General features: G+C 71.2%; 18 protein-coding genes. 11 read left to right on the forward strand and 7 right to left on the reverse strand.

The genetic code is table 11. The annotated features are described in order from the left end of the window. Positions 1–14: 14 nt before the first annotated feature. Positions 15–785 carry a class I SAM-dependent methyltransferase gene (locus ACEZDE_RS08840; protein WP_380534560.1) on the reverse strand — a complete coding sequence of 257 codons (771 nt, stop codon included), beginning with the start codon at positions 783–785 and terminating at the stop codon, positions 15–17. A 74-nt stretch (positions 786–859) separates the two neighbouring features. Beyond that, positions 860–1,456 carry a DUF3043 domain-containing protein gene (locus tag ACEZDE_RS08845; protein WP_380534250.1) on the reverse strand — a complete coding sequence of 199 codons (597 nt, stop codon included), beginning with the start codon at positions 1,454–1,456 and terminating at the stop codon, positions 860–862. A 255-nt stretch (positions 1,457–1,711) separates the two neighbouring features. On the opposite strand from ACEZDE_RS08845, the gene ACEZDE_RS08850 reads away from it, so the two are divergent. Next, the gene (locus ACEZDE_RS08850; RefSeq protein ID WP_380534561.1) at positions 1,712–2,479 is read left to right on the forward strand and encodes a PspA/IM30 family protein; all 768 of its coding nucleotides are present in this window, start codon (positions 1,712–1,714) and stop codon (positions 2,477–2,479) included. A gap of 14 nt (positions 2,480–2,493) precedes the next feature. Further along, positions 2,494–2,772: a PspA-associated protein PspAA gene (pspAA, locus tag ACEZDE_RS08855; RefSeq protein WP_380534252.1), complete on the forward strand. Its 279-nt coding sequence runs from the start codon at positions 2,494–2,496 to the stop codon at positions 2,770–2,772. A 58-nt stretch (positions 2,773–2,830) separates the two neighbouring features. Here the strand turns inward: pspAA and nadA are convergent, their stop codons facing one another. Continuing rightward, positions 2,831–4,066, reverse strand: coding sequence for a quinolinate synthase NadA (gene nadA, locus ACEZDE_RS08860; RefSeq protein WP_380534254.1), 1,236 nt, complete (start codon positions 4,064–4,066; stop codon positions 2,831–2,833). 174 nt (positions 4,067–4,240) lie between these two features. Here nadA and ACEZDE_RS08865 point away from each other — a divergent pair, with 174 nt between their 5' ends. The 3 genes from ACEZDE_RS08865 to ACEZDE_RS08875 all read left to right on the forward strand — a co-directional run bounded on the left by ACEZDE_RS08865 (position 4,241) and on the right by ACEZDE_RS08875 (position 7,405). Beyond that, the gene (locus ACEZDE_RS08865; protein ID WP_380534256.1) at positions 4,241–5,407 is read left to right on the forward strand and encodes a low temperature requirement protein A; all 1,167 of its coding nucleotides are present in this window, start codon (positions 4,241–4,243) and stop codon (positions 5,405–5,407) included. A gap of 35 nt (positions 5,408–5,442) precedes the next feature. Beyond that, entirely contained in the window at positions 5,443–5,898 is a 456-nt protein-coding gene (locus ACEZDE_RS08870; protein ID WP_380534258.1) for an Lrp/AsnC family transcriptional regulator, read from the forward strand. 142 nt (positions 5,899–6,040) lie between these two features. Then, positions 6,041–7,405: a pyridoxal phosphate-dependent decarboxylase family protein gene (locus ACEZDE_RS08875; protein ID WP_380534260.1), complete on the forward strand. Its 1,365-nt coding sequence runs from the start codon at positions 6,041–6,043 to the stop codon at positions 7,403–7,405. Positions 7,406–7,448: 43 nt separating this feature from the next. On the opposite strand, the gene ACEZDE_RS08880 is transcribed toward ACEZDE_RS08875, so the two are convergent. Next, positions 7,449–8,327: a GNAT family N-acetyltransferase gene (locus ACEZDE_RS08880; protein WP_380534262.1), complete on the reverse strand. Its 879-nt coding sequence runs from the start codon at positions 8,325–8,327 to the stop codon at positions 7,449–7,451. A gap of 160 nt (positions 8,328–8,487) precedes the next feature. Here ACEZDE_RS08880 and erpA point away from each other — a divergent pair, with 160 nt between their 5' ends. Then, positions 8,488–8,841: an iron-sulfur cluster insertion protein ErpA gene (gene erpA / locus ACEZDE_RS08885; RefSeq protein ID WP_123495249.1), complete on the forward strand. Its 354-nt coding sequence runs from the start codon at positions 8,488–8,490 to the stop codon at positions 8,839–8,841. Positions 8,842–8,916: 75 nt separating this feature from the next. Here the strand turns inward: erpA and ACEZDE_RS08890 are convergent, their stop codons facing one another. Continuing rightward, on the reverse strand, positions 8,917–9,477 hold the full coding sequence (locus ACEZDE_RS08890) for a hypothetical protein (RefSeq protein ID WP_380534264.1): 561 nt from the start codon (positions 9,475–9,477) through the stop codon (positions 8,917–8,919). A gap of 135 nt (positions 9,478–9,612) precedes the next feature. Continuing rightward, positions 9,613–9,831 carry a hypothetical protein gene (locus ACEZDE_RS08895; RefSeq protein ID WP_380534266.1) on the reverse strand — a complete coding sequence of 73 codons (219 nt, stop codon included), beginning with the start codon at positions 9,829–9,831 and terminating at the stop codon, positions 9,613–9,615. A gap of 205 nt (positions 9,832–10,036) precedes the next feature. Between ACEZDE_RS08895 and ACEZDE_RS08900 the strand changes: the two genes are divergently transcribed. Beyond that, the gene (locus tag ACEZDE_RS08900) at positions 10,037–11,011 is read left to right on the forward strand and encodes a carbohydrate kinase family protein (RefSeq protein WP_380534268.1); all 975 of its coding nucleotides are present in this window, start codon (positions 10,037–10,039) and stop codon (positions 11,009–11,011) included. Positions 11,012–11,123: 112 nt separating this feature from the next. Here ACEZDE_RS08900 and ACEZDE_RS08905 read toward each other — a convergent pair whose 3' ends face one another. Beyond that, the gene (locus ACEZDE_RS08905; RefSeq protein ID WP_380534269.1) at positions 11,124–12,494 is read right to left on the reverse strand and encodes a cysteine desulfurase/sulfurtransferase TusA family protein; all 1,371 of its coding nucleotides are present in this window, start codon (positions 12,492–12,494) and stop codon (positions 11,124–11,126) included. Between the two features lie 336 nt (positions 12,495–12,830). Here ACEZDE_RS08905 and ctaC point away from each other — a divergent pair, with 336 nt between their 5' ends. The 4 genes from ctaC (at position 12,831) to ACEZDE_RS08925 (ending at position 17,294) form a co-directional block, all read left to right on the forward strand. After that, positions 12,831–13,700 (forward strand): aa3-type cytochrome oxidase subunit II, encoded by an 870-nt coding sequence (ctaC, locus tag ACEZDE_RS08910; RefSeq protein WP_380534271.1) that lies wholly within the window; start codon positions 12,831–12,833, stop codon positions 13,698–13,700. Further along, positions 13,697–15,472, forward strand: coding sequence for an aa3-type cytochrome oxidase subunit I (gene ctaD, locus ACEZDE_RS08915; protein WP_380534273.1), 1,776 nt, complete (start codon positions 13,697–13,699; stop codon positions 15,470–15,472). Before ctaC ends, ctaD begins: the two co-directional genes overlap by 4 nt. Further along, the gene (locus tag ACEZDE_RS08920) at positions 15,469–15,867 is read left to right on the forward strand and encodes a cytochrome c oxidase subunit 4 (protein WP_380534275.1); all 399 of its coding nucleotides are present in this window, start codon (positions 15,469–15,471) and stop codon (positions 15,865–15,867) included. Before ctaD ends, ACEZDE_RS08920 begins: the two co-directional genes overlap by 4 nt. Before the next feature lie 161 nt (positions 15,868–16,028). Beyond that, positions 16,029–17,294 (forward strand): L,D-transpeptidase, encoded by a 1,266-nt coding sequence (locus tag ACEZDE_RS08925; protein ID WP_380534277.1) that lies wholly within the window; start codon positions 16,029–16,031, stop codon positions 17,292–17,294. Positions 17,295–17,308 lie beyond the last annotated feature (14 nt).

Genomic DNA, 17,308 nt, shown 5'->3' on the forward strand with positions numbered 1-17,308 from the left:
CGCCCGGACCCGGCTCAGGGCCTGGTGCCGACCAGGTGCAGCAGCGCCGCGACCGCCCGGTACGGGTCGGTGCGCCCGGCCTGCTCCTCGGCGTCCAGCAGCTGCGCCAGCTGCCGTCCGTCGGCCGGCGGCGGCGCGTGCTCGGGGGCCTGCTCGGTGAACACCCGGACCCCGTACCAGCGGCGCAGCGGGACGTCGATCTCGGCGAGGGTGCGGGTCAGCGGTTCCAGCCGGTCCGCGCGGGTGGGCTGGCCCCGGTGGTCGGTGTAGCGGTCGCCGTGGAACGCCGCGGCGGCCCCGGCCCAGTCCCCGGCGCAGCCGGGCCGCATCGCCAGCGCGTCCCCGTTGCGGACCACGACGGAGAGCATCCCGCCGTGCGCGAGCACCCGGGCCAGCGAGGCGAGCATCGGCTCGGCCTCGGGCAGGTACATCAGCACGCCGTGGCAGAGCACCACGTCGAAGGTGCCGGGGCCGAACCAGCGCCCGCAGTCGCCGCCCTCGCCGGTCAGCAGCGAGACCCGCTGCCGCACCTCCGGCGGCTCCTGCTCCAGGGCGGCCTGGGCGGCGCCGAGGGTCGCCGGGTTGGGGTCGAGGCCGGTCACCAGGTGCCCGGCGCGGGCCAGCCGCACCGCCTGGACGCCCTGGCCGCAGCCCACGTCCAGCACCCGCAGCGGCGGCCCGGTGATCCGGCCGGTGGCGTGGAAGTGCTCGGTGACCTGTTCGGCCAGCTGCCGCGCGACCAGCTCCTGGCGGACGATGCCGCGGACCCCGACCGGGCCCGACAGCCAGCCGCCTCCGGCCGCGCCGAACGCCGCCTGCCGTTGCTCCGGCAGTCGGCCGCGGTGCGCGAAGGTCTCGATCAGGGCTTCTGCCCCCGCTTGACCTGGGGCTTGGGCAGCCGCAGCCGACGCATCTGCAGGGTGCGGATCAGCATGTAGGCGATCGCCCCCTTGTGGCTCTTGTCCGGGAAGCGCAGCCGGAGCTGCTTGCGCAGGCCGAAGGCGAGCACGAAGGAGTGCACCACCATCACCGCGATGATCAGGACCCAGAGCACCAGCGACAGCGACTGCATCGCGCTGTTCCTGGTCACGCTCAGCAGCAGGATGACCACGGCGAACGGCAGGAACCACTCGGCGGCGGTCCACCGGGAGTCCACGTAGTCCCGGGCCAGCCGGCGGACCGGGCCCTTGTCGCGGGCCGGCAGCCCGGCCTCGTCGCCGGACATCAGCGCGGCGCGGGCCTTCTCGCGGGCGGCGCGGTCCCGGGCCCTGGCGTCCTTGGCGGCCTCCTTGCGGTCCTTGGGCACATAGGCGCGGCCGCGGCGGTTGGCCTCGGCCTCGCTGCGCTTGGGGGTGGGGCGGCCCTTCTTCGCCTCGGCGTCGGGTCGCTCGGGCGCGTCAGGCTTCTCGAGCGTGACGGCGTCTGCGGGGGCATCCTGGGAGCTTCGTCGGAACACACGGTAAGAGTACGTGGTCAGGGCGACTATTCCCTAGCCCCACCGGGAACACTCGCTCCTCGGGGTCCTGCTCCGCCCTGGGAGCGAGGCCGCCGCGGAGCGGATCCCCCGCACGGATGACGTTGTCGCGGCGCGGCTGTAGCACTCTTGTTGCAGGCAGGTGCGCTGCGGTGGACGCCCCGAGCCCCGTAGTCTTGGGTACGAGAACCGGCAGGCCGGAGAAGGGGGCGCGCGAGGCCCATGAGCGACGGAATCATGAAGCGGATGTCCTTGATCTTCCGCGCCAAGGCGAACAGCGCCTTGGACCGTGCGGAGGACCCACGGGAGACACTCGACTACTCGTACCAGAAGCAGCTCGAACTGCTGCAGAAGGTGCGTCGTGGGGTGGCCGATGTGGCGACGTCCCGCAAGCGCCTGGAGCTCCAGCTCCAGCAGCTTCAGAAGCAGTCCTCGACGCTGGAGGAGCAGGGCCGCAAGGCGCTCTCGCTCGGCCGCGAGGACCTGGCCCGTGAGGCGCTCACCCGCCGCTCCGGGATCCAGCAGCAGGTCTCCGACCTGGAGACGCAGTACCAGGCACTGCAGGGCGAGGAGGAGAAGCTCACGCTGGCCTCCCAGCGGCTGCAGGCCAAGGTCGACGCCTTCAGGACCAAGAAGGAGACCATCAAGGCCACCTACACGGCCGCGCAGGCGCAGACCCGGATCGCCGAGTCCTTCTCCGGGATCTCGGAGGAGATGGGCGATGTCGGCCTGGCGATCCAGCGGGCCGAGGACAAGACCGCGCAGATGCAGGCGCGGGCGGGCGCGATCGACGAACTGCTCGCCTCGGGCGCGCTGGACGACCCGTCCGGCATGCGCAAGGACGACATCACGGCCGAGCTGGAGCGCATGTCCAGCGGCTCGGACGTGGAGCTGGAGCTCGCCCGGATGAAGGCGGAGCTCTCCGGCGGCGCTGCCCCGACCCCGGCGATCGAGCCGGGCCAGCCGGGCAGCACCCCCACCGACCAGCCCCGTTTCGACAAGTAGCCAAGGAGAACCACGTGATCGTCAGGATCATGGGGGAGGGGCAGTTCGAGGTCCCGGACAGCCTTGTGGACCGGCTCAACGAGCTGGACAACGCCGTGCTGGCCGCCCTCGACTCCAGCGACGAGACCGACTTCCGGGTCAGCCTCGCCGCGTTGCTCGCCGCGGTGCGGGCCGGCGGGACGGCGGTCGACCACGACACGCTGGTGCCCTCGGACGCCACGCTGCCGTACGACGAGGCGACGGTGGACGAGGTCAGGGCGCTGCTGCGGGAGGACGGGCTGATTCCGGGCTAGCGCAGAGGCTGTGACGACGATGAGGGGCGCCCCGAGGGGCGCCCCTCATCCGTTCGGGCTACGGCAGGGCCAGCATCTGGTCCAGTGCCAGTTTGGCGAACTTCTCGGTCTCCGGGTCGACCGTGATCACGTTCGGGACCCGGCCCTCGACCAGCGACTCCAGCGTCCAGACCAGATGCGGCAGGTCGATCCGGTTCATGGTCGAGCAGAAGCAGACGGTGCGGTCGAGGAAGACGACCTCCTTGTCCGGGTGCGCCTTGGCGAGCCGGCGGACCAGGTTCAGTTCGGTGCCGATCGCCCACGTGCTGCCGGGCTCGGCCGCGTCCAGGGCCCGGATGATGTACTCGGTCGAGCCGACCAGGTCCGCCGCCTCGACCACCTCGTGCTTGCACTCGGGGTGCACCAGCACGGTCACGCCGGGGACCCGCTCGCGGACCTCGTTCACCGAGTCCAGCGAGAAGCGGCCGTGCACCGAGCAGTGGCCGCGCCAGAGGATCATCTTGGCGTCCCGCAACTGCTCGGCGGTGAGGCCGCCGTGGGGCTTGTGCGGGTTGTAGACCACGCACTCGTCCGGGCTGATGCCCAGGTCGCGGACGGCGGTGTTGCGGCCCAGGTGCTGGTCCGGCAAGAACAGCACCTTGCCTGCCCCCCGCCCGCCACCGCCCTTGTCCGAGGCGCTGCGCGCCGCCCCTGCTGTCTGCTCGAAGGCCCAGGTCAAGGCGCGCTCGGCGTTGGAGGAGGTGCAGATGGTGCCGCCGTGCCGCCCGGTGAACGCCTTGATGTCGGCCGAGGAGTTCATGTAGGCGACCGGGACCACGGTGTCGGCCACGCCCGCGTCGGTGAGCACGTCCCAGCACTCGGCGACCTGCTCGGCGGTGGCCATGTCGGCCATCGAGCAGCCGGCCGCCAGGTCCGGGAGGATCACCCGCTGGTCGGCGGAGGTGAGGATGTCCGCGCTCTCGGCCATGAAGTGCACGCCGCAGAAGACGATGAACTCGGCGTCAGGACGGTCGGCGGCGTCCCGGGCCAGCTTGAAGGAGTCGCCGGTGACGTCGGCGAACTCGATGACCTCGTCCCGCTGGTAGTGGTGGCCCAGGATGAACACCCGGTCGCCGAGGGCGGCCTTGGCGGCGCGGGCGCGGGCGACCAGGTCCGGGTCGGAGGCGGCGGGCAGGTCGCCGGGGCAGTCGACGCCGCGCTCGCTGGCGGTGTCGGCCTCGCGGCCGAGCAGCAGCAGGGCCAGCGGGGTGGGCGCGGGCTCGGCGAGAGTGCCGTTCAAAGGCGTGGTGGTCACGGGCGTACTGCCCTCCTGTGGGGGCGGGGCAGCGGCGCCTCGCCCTTTTCGTCTATCTGACGTTATCTATCATAACGCCCTTGCCCTGCGTTGACGACGGGGGCTGTGGGAGTGTGACGTACACCGCTCTGTGTCAAGGTCGCAGGTGGGGGCGCACGGGAAGGGTACGCGGACGTGAGCGACAGGTCGATCGCGGTACGGCGGATGGTGCACCGGGAGCGCGACGAGGAGCACCGGGCGTCCACCCCGCTGGAGTGCTTCTTCGACCTCTGCTTCGTGGTCGCCGTCGCCCAGGCCGGCAGCCAGCTGGCGCACGCCCTCGCCGAGGGGCGGCTGTGGGGCGCGCTGCCGCACTACTTCTTCGTGTTCTTCGGGATCTGGTGGGCCTGGGTCAACTTCACCTGGTTCGCCTCCGCCTACGACACCGACGACGTCCCGTACCGGCTGGCGACCTTCGTCCAGATCACCGGGGCGTTGATCTTCGCGGCCGGGGTGCCGCGGATGTTCGCCGGGCACCTGGCGATCGGCGTGCTCGGCTACGTGGTGATGCGCACGGCCATGATCACCCAGTGGCTCCGGGTGGCCGCGGCGGCGAGCGGGACGGAGCGGACCATGGCGCTGCGCTACGCCTGCGGCGTCGCCCTGTGCCAGTCGCTGTGGGTGGCCGCGCTGTTCCTGCCGTTCCACCTGCAGCAGTGGGCGCTGCCGGCCATCGTCCCGCTGGAACTGCTGGTCCCGGCGTTCGCCGAGCACCACTACAGCACCACCTGGCACCCGGAGCACATCGCCGAGCGCTACGGCCTGTTCACCCTGATCGTGCTCGGCGAGACGGTGGCCGCCGCGACCGTCGCGGTGCAGTCCGGGGTGAACGGTCACGACGAACTGGCCCGGGTGCTGCCGATCGCCGCGGGCGGCCTGCTGGTCTGCTTCTCGGCCTGGTGGATCTACTTCGCCCGGCCGATCCACGGGTACCTGCGGTCCAACCGGCAGGGCTTCCTCTGGGGCTACGGCCACTACCTGGTGTTCCTCAGCGCGGCGGCGATCGGCGCGGGCCTGGAGGTGGCGGTGCAGTACGCGGTCGGCGAGACCCGCCTCTCGGCGGTGGCCGCCGCCCGGGTGGTGACCGTGCCCGCAGCGGTGTTCCTGTTCACGGTCTGGGCGATCCACGCCCGGCACAACAAGCACGGCGCGGCGCAGGCGGTGCTGCCGCTGGCCGCGGTCGCGGTGCTCGGCGCGACCTTCCTCGGCGGCGGGGCCGCGGTGCTGGCGGCGGGCCTGGTGTGCGCGGCGGCGGTCGGCGTCGGGCTGCTGCTGCACCTGCGCGAGGAGGCCGCGGGCTGACCGGTCCGGCGCCGCGGTGTGCTAATCCTGTACCCGTGCCCGCACCGCTGAACTCCGCCGCCCGCCTGGACGAGACCGACCACCGGGTCCTCGAACTCCTCGGCCGGGACGGGCGCGCCTCCTACGCGGAGATCGGGCTGCTGGTGAACCTCTCCGCCACGGCGGTCCGGCGCCGGGTGGACCGGCTGCGGGAGCGTGGCGTGGTCCGCGGCTTCACCGTGGTGCTCGACCCGGACGCGCTGGCCTGGCGCACCGAGGCCTTCGTCGAGGTCTACTGCCGCGAGCGGACCTCCCCGGAGGAGATCCTGGCGACCCTGCGGCAGTTCCCCGAGGTGGTCGCCGCCTGGACGGTCACCGGCGACGCCGACGCCCTGGTCCACCTGCGGGCGGCCGACACCGGCCACCTGGAGGCCGTCATCGAGCGCATCCGCAGGGAACCGGGCGTCCAGCGCAGCCGCAGCCAGGTGGTCCTGAGCCGGTTGATCGGCTAGGGCCGACGGGCTGCGACGGCTTCCTGCGCGCGGGGTGGGAAGACGCACGAAAGCTGCGTGCGGGCTGCGGTTCGGACAGGGCCGGGAAGGCCCCCGCTGCCTAGGGTTGATCGTGCCGTCAGCCCTGCGAGAGGACCCTCCCGTGACCCAGAGCATGCACCGCTACGACGCCCGCACGGTCGACCTGGTCTTCGACTACATGCGGGAGCGGCTGCAGTACGACCCGGTCCCGCTGGACCACCCCGGGGACGGCGAGCGGCTGTCCGGCGCGCTGGACGGGCTGCTCAACGCCGTCGGCAACGACCCGGCGGACGTGCTGAAGCTCTACGACCACGAGCTGTCCCGCGCGGTGATCTCCGCCGACAGCCCGCGCTACCTGTCCTTCATCCCCTGCGCCCCGACCAAGGCCGCGCTGCTGTTCGACATGGTGGTCTCCTGCGCCTCGCTGCAGGGCATCTCCTGGCTGGAGGCGGCCGGGGCGATCGCCGCCGAGAACCAGGTGCTGCGGCTGATCTCGGACCGGGCCGGGCTGCCCGACACCGCCGGGGGCTGCTTCGTCTCCGGCGGCTCGGCCGGGAACCTGTCCGCGCTGGTGGTCGCCCGCGACACCGCCCGGCACCGGCGCGGGCTCGCCCCCGGGGCCCGGCTGCGGATCGCGGTCAGCGACCAGACCCACTCCTCGGTCACCAATACCCTCAACATCATCGGGGTGGACAAGCTGCTGGTCCCGACCACCGGGCACCGGCTCACCGGCGCGGCGCTGCGGGCCGCGCTGGAAGCCGACGGCGACCCGGGCTCGGTGATCGGCGTGGTCGGCACGGCCGGCACCACCAACGCCGGGATCGTCGACGACCTGGCCGGCCTCGCCGAGGTCGCCCGCGCGCACGACCTGTGGTTCCACGTGGACGGCGCCTACGGCGGTGCGGGCCTGTTCGCCCCGTCCGTCCGGGCGAAGTACGACGGCATCGAGCACGCCGACTCGTTCGTGGTGGACCCGCACAAGTGGCTGTTCGCGCCGTTCGACTGCGCCGCGCTGATCTACCGCAGGCCCTGGCTGGCCAAGGGCGTGCACACCCAGGACGCCTCCTACCTGGACGTGCTGCACACCGACGACAACGACGGCTGGAACCCCACCGACTACGCCTACCACCTCACCCGCCGGGCCCGCGGCCTGCCGCTCTGGTTCTCGCTGGCGGTGCACGGCACCGACGCCTACAGTGCGGCGGTCGAGGCCGGGATCGCGTTGGCCGCGGACACCGCCGCGCTGATCCGGGCCGAGTACCCGGAGCTGGAGGTGGTCCGCGATCCCGAGCTGTCCTGCCTGGTCTACCGGCGTCGGGGCTGGGCCGCGCAGGACTACTACGCCTGGTCGCAGCGGCTGCTCGCGGAGCAGACCGGCTTCGTCACCCCGACCGGCTGGGAGGGCGAGGTGGTCGCCCGGTTCGCCTTCCTGCACCCGGGCACCACCATGGACATGGTCAGGGAGATCCTCGACACCATGCGCTGAGCGGGCCGGAGGTAGCTGAGCAGGCCAGAGACAGCCGAGCAGGTCAGAGGTAGGAGCCGGACGGCAGGTAGGGGGCCGGCGGGCGCATCCCGCGCAGCGCCAGGAAGCCCCTGGTCCGCACGCTCAGGCCGCCGGCCAGGGCCACGTCCACCGCCCAGTCCTGCTCGGCGGTGGCGTGCCCGACCACCGCCTCCCGGTCCGGCGGGATCCGGGCCAGCACCCCGGTCAGCAGCCGCCCGGCCAGCCGCTTGGAGGTGGCCGCGAGCAGCACCACCTCGCCGCCGTCCCGGTAGCAGTAGCCGCTGCCGCTGAGGGTGTCCACCACCAGCAGCTCCTCGGTGGTGCGCAGCAGCGCCTCATGGTCCGGGCCGCGCCCGGCGCCCCGGGTGGCGCGGTCCACCGAGTCCAGCAGCGGACGGTGCGAGGCGTCGCCGAGGTGCACCGGGATCCCGCCGGGATCGGGCAGCGCGGCGACGTCCACCCGGCCGGTCAGCGCCATCGTCGGGTGCAGTCTGAACCCGGCGGCGTGGTAGCGGCGGGCGGCCCTCGGGTCCCGGGAGACCACGATCATGCCGCGCAGGCAGCCGTGGCCGTGGGCGAGGGCGTGGTCCAGCAGGGTCCGGCCGACCCCCTTGCCCTGGGCCGAGGGCAGCACGCAGAGCAGGGCGAGCCCCCACAGCCCCTCCCGCCGCAGCGACAGCGCCGCTCCGACCGCCTGGCCGCCGTCCTCGGCCAGCCAGCAGCCGCCGGGGTCGGTCCTGGCCAGATGCCGGGTCCTGGCCAGGTGCCCGGCGATCCGGTCCTGGTCCCAGGGGCGCGGCGGTTCCCCCAACTCCCGTTCCAGCGCGCCGAACGCGGCGCGGTGCAGCTCCCTCACGGCGTCGGCGTCGGCGGCTGAGTCACGTACCGGGCGCAGGATCATCGGGCCAGTCTTCCGTCCCGTACCGGCTGGGAACAGTGACCCTGGTCGGGCGGTGTGCGAGCATGGGAGGCGATACGAGTGAGGTTCCGGAATACTCCGGGACCGCCGCCGGTTAGCCGCTGGTAGCAGCAGTACGTCGTCACAACCCGGGAGTATGCAGATGACCGTCCAGGACGAGACCAACGTCGAGAGCGGACTTCTCCTCAGCGATTCCGCCGCGGCCAAGGTCAAGAGCCTGCTGGAGCAGGAGGGCCGCGAGGACCTCGCGCTGCGCGTCGCCGTGCAGCCGGGTGGCTGCTCGGGCCTGCGCTACCAGCTGTTCTTCGACGAGCGCTCGCTCGACGGCGACGTGGTGAAGGACTTCGACGGCGTGAGCGTCGTCACCGACCGGATGAGCGCCCCGTACCTGGGCGGCGCCACCATCGACTTCGTCGACACCATCGAGAAGCAGGGCTTCACGATCGACAACCCGAACGCCACCGGGTCCTGCGCCTGCGGCGACTCGTTCAGCTAGTCGCACCACGACGGTCCCCCTGCCCGGAGCTCCGGGCAGGGGGACCGTCGTCGTGTCCGGCTGCTGGTCGTCCGACTACTGGGTGACCGGGCCGTGGGTGACCTTGCCGCCGCCGGACACCGGGATCTGGGCCGGGAGCTTCTGGCCGCCGGCGGTGTCGACCACGCTGCGGCTGCCCAGCGGGGAGCCCAGGTCCGTGCTCACGGTCTGCTCCTTGACCAGCATCGGGCAGACCTGCCGGGCCGGTCCCTTGGGCGCCTCCAGGATGGTCACCTGGACCGTCCCCGGGGTGGACTGGTTCGCCTCCAGCGAGTAGACCGCGCAGATGCCCGCGACGAACTGCACCGTCAGGGTGTTTCCGCTGGTGGAGTAGCTGTCGGCCTTGATGCCGCTGGCGCGGGCCGAACCGGTGCCGGTCGGACCGGCGGGGCCCGCGGGGGAGGACGGGGCCACGGTGGGCGTGCCGGGCGAGGGGAGCGGCACCAGGGTCGGGGTGGGCGTGGCGCCCGCGCTCGGCGAGCCGGCCGTCGAGCCCGCGCCGACCGGGGTGGTCGCGGAGGACGCGCACGCGCTGGTACCGCCCAGGGCCACGAGTCCGAGGACCGTGAGCGCGGCCAGTCCCCGCGCCGACGACACCCGGACCGATGCCCTTGCTGATGGACTGCGAGTCATTGCTGCTGCCTCCAGTGCTGTCCTACATCTGAACGACGATGGGACGCGGAGGGCACGCTGCCGGTTCCCGGAACTGACAGGTTAGCTTCAAAAGCTGCGTCAGGAACCGTACTCGGAGAGGTCCCGGACCAGCGAGGCGGTGTGCGCGCTCACCGGAAAGCCCAGGTGGTCCGGGGTGGGCGCGGGCTCGGACGACGCCAGCAGCGGCCAGAACAGCCCCAGCCGCCGGGAGGTGCGCACCAGACCGTCCAGGGTGTCCTGGTCGGCGTCCCCGCGCAGGTGGGAGGGGATCTGGATCGGGTTGCTCCTGGGCATCATCGGGGGCTCCACAAGGTGAGAGGGCGGTAGGAGAACCGCCCGTCTTTCGACCCTAGGTCCGGATTCCGGCGCATTCCAGTCCTACCCCACGGTAACCGTCGACCCCTGATGCGGTCACCCTGTGCGAGGGGCCGGTACGGTAGGCCGGTAAGCCCCGGTTCGCATCCCTTCCGCACCCGTTCGTGCATTCCCTAGGAGCCTTCCCGTGCGCATTGCCGTCGCTGGATCGATCGCCACCGACCACCTGATGACCTTCCCCGGTCGTTTCGCCGAGCAGTTCGTGGCGGAGCAGCTGCACACGGTGTCGCTGTCCTTCCTGGTCGACACCCTGGACGTCCGGCGCGGCGGGGTCGCTCCCAACATCTGCTTCGGCATGGGCCTGCTCGGCCTCAACCCGGTGCTGATCGGCTCGGCCGGCGAGGACTTCGCCGAGTACCGCTCCTGGCTGGACCGGCACCACGTGGACACCCGCGCGGTGCGGATCTCGGAGACCCGGCACACCGCCCGCTTCGTCTGCACCACCGACACCGACCACAACCAGATCGCGTCCTTCTACACCGGTGCGATGAGCGAGGCCAGGAACATCGAGCTCAAGCCGATCGTCGACCTGGTCGGCGGACTGGACCTGATCCTGATCGGCGCGGACGACCCGGACGCGATGATCCGGCACACCCAGGAGTGCCGCACCCGCGGCTACGCCTTCGCGGCCGACCCGTCGCAGCAGCTGGCCCGGTTGGACGCGGAGGACATCAAGACCCTGGTGGACGGCGCGCAGTACCTGTTCACCAACGAGTACGAGAAGGCGCTGATCGAGTCCAAGACCGGCTGGACCGAGGAGGACATCCTGGACCGGGTCGGCGTGCGGATCACCACGCTGGGCGCGAAGGGCGCCCGGATCGACCGCAAGGGCGAGCCGCCGATCCTGGTGTCCTGCCCGGCCGAGACGGTCAAGGCCGACCCGACCGGCGTCGGCGACGCCTTCCGGGCCGGCTTCCTGGCCGGGCTGACCTGGGGCCTCGGCCTTGAGCGGTGCGCGCAGGTCGGGTCGATGCTGGCGACGCTGGTGATCGAGACCGTCGGCACCCAGGAGTACGAGCTGCGCCGCGGGCACTTCCTGGACCGCTTCGCGGGGGCGTACGGCGAGGAGGCCGCGGCGGAGGTGCGGGAGCACCTGCGGTAGCGGGTGCGTGCGGGTCGGTGGGTGGTTGCTGTTCGCGCAGTTCCCCGCGCCCCCAGGTGTTGCCTGGTCGCCCAGGTGCAGCACCCCGGGGGTAAGGGGGACTGTGCGGAGCTCAGCTGAGACGGCGGATCAGGTACCGGTGCGGCTCGGGTTCGCCGACGTACTCCTGCTCGCGCATCTCGCACCAGGCCGGGATGTCCAGCCGGGCCGCCTCGTCGTCGGAGAGCACCGCGATCAGGCTCCCGACCGGCACCGAACCGATGTGCTTGGCCAGTTCGATCACCGGGATCGGGCAGCGCCGCCCCAGCGTGTCCAGCACCAGCGGCCCCGACGTCCCGGCCGGCTCCGTCGACGGCGGGTCCAGCCGGGAGCGGACCTCCGCCACCGCCCGGGGCAGCACCTCCAGGAATCGGTCGAGGTCCGCGTCGCTGCTGCCCCGCGGCAGCGACACCCGGACGTTGCCCTCGGTGAGCACCCCCATCGCGGCCAGCACATGGCTGGGCGTCAGCGTGCTCGACGAGCAGGAGGAGCCGGAGGAGACCGCGAAGCCGGCCCGGTCCAGCTCGTGCAGCAGCGCCTCGCCGTCCACGTAGAGGCAGGAGAAGGCGAGCAGGTGCGGCAGCCGCCGCTCCGGGTCGCCGAGTACCGCCAGATCCGGGACCAGCCGCGGCAGTTCGGCCCGCAGCCGGTCGATCCGGCTGCGCTGGACCGGGTTCAGCGCGGCAGCCTCCTGCCGGACCGCCCGCAGCGCCACCGCCGCCGCGACCACCGCGGGGACGTTGACCCGCCCCGGCACTCGCCCGGCCTCGCGCTCGTCGGCCGGCAGCGGCGAGCGGTAGCGGACGCCCTTGCGCACCGCCAGCACGCCGACCCCGGGCGGGCCGCCCCACTTGTGCGCCGAGGCGGTCAGCAGCGACCAGCCCGCCGGGACGTCCAGCCGTCCGGCCGACTGCGCGGCGTCGACCAGCAGCGGCACCCCCGTCTCCGCGCACAGCGCGGCGGCCTCGGCGACCGGTTGGAGCGTCCCCACCTCGTGGTTCGCCGACTGCAGCGCGGCCAGCGCGGTGCCGGGACCGCGCACCGCCTCGGCGAACGCCTCGACGGAGACCCGTCCCTGACGGTCCACCGGCACAGCCGCGACCGTCCCGCCGGAGGCCTCGTGCTGCTCCGCGGCATGGAGCACGGACGAGTGTTCGACGGCGGAGTGTACGAGGTGACGCCCGTTCCGGTGATTTCCGGCGAGTGCGCCCAGCACGGCGAGGTGGTTGGCCTGGGTGCCCGAGGCGGTGAAGGAGACCTCGTCAGGACGCGCGCCCAGCTCGGCGGCGACGGTCTCCCTGGCCGCATCCAGCAGCATCCGGGCCCGGCGGCCGTCCCGGTAGAGCCTGGCCGGGTCGGCCCAGCCCTCGTCGAGCGCGGAGAGCAGCGCCTGCCGGGCGAGCGGGTGCAGCGGGGCGGTCGAGGCGGCGTCGAAGTACGGCACCTGCCCACGGTAGTCGGCGCCCGGCTGGCGAGTCGTCAGGGGGCGGCCCGAAGGGTGATCGTTTGGTGGCTTATGGTGTGTCAGCCGGGTGGTTCCGGCGTGTCGCCCGGAGGTCGGCCAGATGGCTGAAGTGCCCATCTGACCTGCGATTCCATCCTTTCGGGGGCCATCCGGGGGCCAGTTCGGCGCGTTAGTCGGACCTGCCCGCGAAGCGCCATCACGGCTGGAGTAGGGTTTGGCCCGCATAAACATCCAAACCCTGCCCGCTGACCGGGCCACCGGGACCACGGTTACCCGAGTGGCGCGTGAGCGGGCGAGACTTCGGGAAGGCGCTACGTGAGTCCCAACGGCTCCGACCGCTCGCCGCGGCGCTCGATGCGGCGGATGCTGCTCTCAGCGCTGACGCTGGGCCTCGTCCTTGCCACCGCCACCGGCTGCACGTCCTCGCAACTGCCCCGGCTCGGCCTGCCCACTCCGCGTGACGAGCAGGGCAAGACGGTTCTCTTCATCTGGCAGAGTTCGTGGATCGCGGCTCTGGCGGTCGGCGTCCTCGTCTGGGGGCTGATCCTGTGGAGCGTGTTCTTCCACCGGCGCAGCCGCTCCAAGATCGAGGTGCCGCAGCAGTTCCGCTACAACATGCCGGTGGAGGCACTGTTCACGGTGGTTCCGCTGATCATGGTGTCGGTGTTCTTCTTCTACACCGCGCGTGACGAGAACTACCTGCTCAAGAACGACAAGCCGCAGCACGTCATCAACGTGGTGGGCTTCCAGTGGAGCTGGGCGTTCAACTACGAACACCAGGTCGACCCGCAGAAGCAGTCCTCCACGGCGGGCCCCGCGGACGGCGCCTACGACGTGGGCACCCCCGAGGCGGTTCCCACGCTGTGGCTTCCCAAGGGTGAGTCGGTCGAGTTCGAGCTCACCTCGCGCGACGTGATCCACGGCTTCTGGCCGGTCGACTTCCTGATGAAGATGGACGTCATCCCGGGCGTCGTGAACAAGTTCACGGTGACCCCCACCGAACTGGGCACCTTCCGCGGGAAGTGCACCGAGCTCTGCGGCGTGAACCACTCGCAGATGCTGTTCAACGTCAAGGTGGTCACGCCGGCCGAGTACCAGGCCCACCTCGCCGACCTCAGGGCGAAGGGCCAGTCGGGCTTCGCTCCCGCCGGCATCACGACCACCGGAGTGGACAACGCCAAATGACGATCCTCAACGAACCCCAGGGGTCGACCGTCGGGGCGTCCCGCACGGTACGGAAGCCCGCGCTGGAGCGGAAGTCCGGGACCCAGATCATCAAGTGGATGACCACCACTGACCACAAGACGATCGGCACCCTGTACCTGGTGACGTCGTTCGCGTTCTTCATCATCGGCGGCATCCTGGCGCTGACGATGCGTGCGCAGCTGGCCCAGCCCGACGGCGGCGTGCTGACGAACGAGCAGTTCAACCAGGCGTTCACCATGCACGGCACGATCATGCTGCTGATGTTCGCCACCCCGCTGTTCGCCGGCTTCACCAACTGGATCATGCCGCTGCAGATCGGCGCGCCCGACGTGGCGTTCCCGCGGCTGAACATGTTCGCCTACTGGCTCTACCTGTTCGGCTCGCTGATCGCGGTGGGCGGCTTCCTCACCCCGCAGGGCGCGGCCGACTTCGGCTGGTTCGCCTACTCGCCGCTCTCGGACGCGATCCACTCGCCGAGCGTCGGCGCCGACATGTGGATCATGGGTCTGGCGCTCTCGGGCTTCGGCACCATCCTCGGCTCGGTGAACTTCATCACCACCATCCTCTGCATGCGCGCCCCCGGCATGACCATGTTCCGGATGCCGATCTTCGTCTGGAACGTGCTGCTCACCGCGGTTCTGGTGCTGCTCGCGTTCCCGGTCCTGGCAGCCGCGCTGCTGGCACTGGAAGCGGACCGGAAGTTCGGTGCGCACATCTTCGACCCGGCCAACGGCGGGCCCATCCTCTGGCAACACCTCTTCTGGTTCTTCGGCCATCCAGAGGTGTACATCATCGCGCTGCCGTTCTTCGGCATCATCTCCGAGATCGTCCCGGTGTTCTCGCGGAAGCCGATGTTCGGCTACCAGAGCCTGATCGCGGCGACCATCGCCATCGCCGGCCTCTCGGTGACGGTGTGGGCCCACCACATGTACGTGACCGGCGCGGTGCTGCTGCCGTTCTTCTCGTTCATGACCTTCCTGATCGCGGTGCCCACCGGGGTGAAGTTCTTCAACTGGATCGGCACGATGTGGAAGGGCTCACTGAGCTTCGAGACACCGATGCTGTGGACCGTCGGCTTCCTGGTGACCTTCCTCTTCGGCGGTCTCACCGGGGTGCTGCTGGCCTCCCCGCCGATCGACTTCCACGTCTCGGACTCCTACTTCGTGGTGGCGCACTTCCACTACGTGGTGTTCGGCACGGTCGTCTTCGCGATGTTCGCGGGCTTCCACTTCTGGTGGCCCAAGATGACCGGCAAGATGCTGGACGAGCGGCTCGGGAAGATCACCTTCTGGATGCTGTTCGTCGGCTTCCACACCACCTTCCTGGTCCAGCACTGGCTGGGCGCGGAGGGCATGCCGCGCCGCTACGCGACGTACCTGCCCACCGACGGCTTCACCACGCTGAACCTGATCTCGACCATCGGCGCCTTCGTGCTGGGCGCGTCCATGCTGCCGTTCTTCTACAACGTGTGGAAGACCGCCAAGTACGGCGAGAAGGTCGAGGTGGACGACCCGTGGGGCTACGGCCGCTCGCTGGAGTGGGCCACCTCCTGCCCGCCGCCGCGGCACAACTTCCTCACCCTGCCGCGGATCCGCTCGGAGTCCCCGGCGTTCGACCTGCACCACCCGGAGATCGCCGCGCAGGACTACCTGGAGAACCACGGCGAGGTGCCCCCGCACCTGACCGCGGTCCTCGAGGCCCGCGCCGCCGCGAAGTCCGGCGAGACCACCGAGAAGGAGGGTGACCGATGAAGGAACAGGGCAAGATCTTCGCGGGCTTCGCGGTCTTCGTCCTCGGCATCGCCATCTGGTACGGCATCTGGTCCAAGGACCCGACCGGCACCACGGCGCTGTTCATGGCCTTCGGACTGGGCGCCTTCATCGCCTTCTACCTGCTGTTCACCGCCAAGCGGGTGAACACCGGCGCGGGCGACAACCCGCAGGCCGAGGTGTCCGACGACGCCGGCGTGCAGGGCTTCTTCAGCCCGCACAGCTGGCAGCCGCTGGCCCTGGGCATCGGCGGGGCGCTGGCCTTCAGCGGGGTCATCTTCGGCTGGTGGCTGCTGTTCTTCTCGCTCCCGATCATCGGCATCGGCTTGTTCGGCTGGGTGTTCGAGTACTACCGCGGCGAGAACCAGACCCAGTGACGGTCTGACAGCGGGGACCGAAGGGGTCGGACACGGTGTCCGGCCCCTTCGGCGTACCCGCGTCACCCGTCCGCGCGTGCCGGAATGTGCGGTTTGCGAGTTCTTCCTAGGATGTGACGGTACGTCGGTACACGACGGGGCGGCCTTGGAAGGACACGGCAATGAGGATTCGGTTTCTCGCGGCGGCAGTGGCGCTGACGGCCCCGCTGGCGCTCTGCGGATGCAGCGGGGGCTCCGGCAGTGACAACGGTGCGCCGGGGCCGGAGACGCCCGTCGACACGGCTTCCATGGTCAGCGTGAGCGCGGCCGGGAAGACAGCGGTGGACCCCTCCGTCCCGCTGGTGGTGACCGCGGCCAAGGGCACCCTCACCGACGTCACGGTGACCGCGGCCAACGGCCGGATGGTCGGCGGCGCGGTCGCCGCCGACGACCGCAGTTGGAAGTCCACCACCCCGCTCAGCGCCGGCCAGCACTACACCGTCCGGGTGAGCTCGGACGACGGCGACGGCGGGCGCGGGACCACCGTGGAGCAGTTCTCCACCCTCCCGGCCAGCAAGACCCTCACGGTGACCCTGGCGCCCGGCAACAAGACCGTCTACGGCGTCGGCGAGCCGATCACCGCGACGCTGAACCTCCCGGTCCACGACAAGGCCGCGCGGCAGGCGGTGGAGCGCGGACTGACCGTCAGCTCCAGCCCGTCCGTGCTCGGCGGCTGGTACTGGGTGGACGACAAGACGCTGCACTTCCGCCCCGAGGGCTACTGGCCCGCGCACGCCCAGATCAGCGCCTCCTTCGACATGGAGGGAGTCCAGGTCGGCAACGGCGTCTACGGCGGCGCCCCCAGCACCGTCTCCTTCGGCACCGGCGACTCGCTGCTGGCGCTCACCGACGCCGGCTCCGACTACATGACGGTCTACCGCAACGGCAAGGTGCTGCGGAAGATCCCGATCACCACCGGCAAGCCCGGCTTCTCCACCCGCAACGGCATCAAGGTGGTGCTGGAGCAGGCGCAGACGGTGTTCATGAACTCCAGCACGGTCGGCATCGCGGCCGGCAGCTCCAACGCCTACGCCATGAACGTCTACTGGGACACCAGGGTGACCTGGAGCGGCGAGTACGTGCACGCCGCGCCCTGGTCCGAGGGCTCGCAGGGGGTGTCCAACGTCAGCCACGGCTGCACCGGGATGAGCACCGACAACGCGCACTGGTTCTATGACACCTTCCACGTCGGCGACCTGGTCCAGGTGATCAACAGCCAGGGCCACGAGATGGAGCCGTTCGGCAACGGCTTCGGCGACTGGAACCTGTCCTGGAGCGCCTGGCAGAAGGGCAGCGCGCTGGGCAAGCCGGTGCAGACCTCGGCGCTGAAGGCGGCCGTGGGCGCGCCCGGCAGCATGCAGGTCGGCCTGATCCGCCCGCAGGCCTGACCCGGCCTCAGCAA

This window comes from Streptacidiphilus cavernicola (genome assembly GCF_042510955.1).
Taxonomy (GTDB): domain Bacteria; phylum Actinomycetota; class Actinomycetes; order Streptomycetales; family Streptomycetaceae; genus Streptacidiphilus; species Streptacidiphilus cavernicola.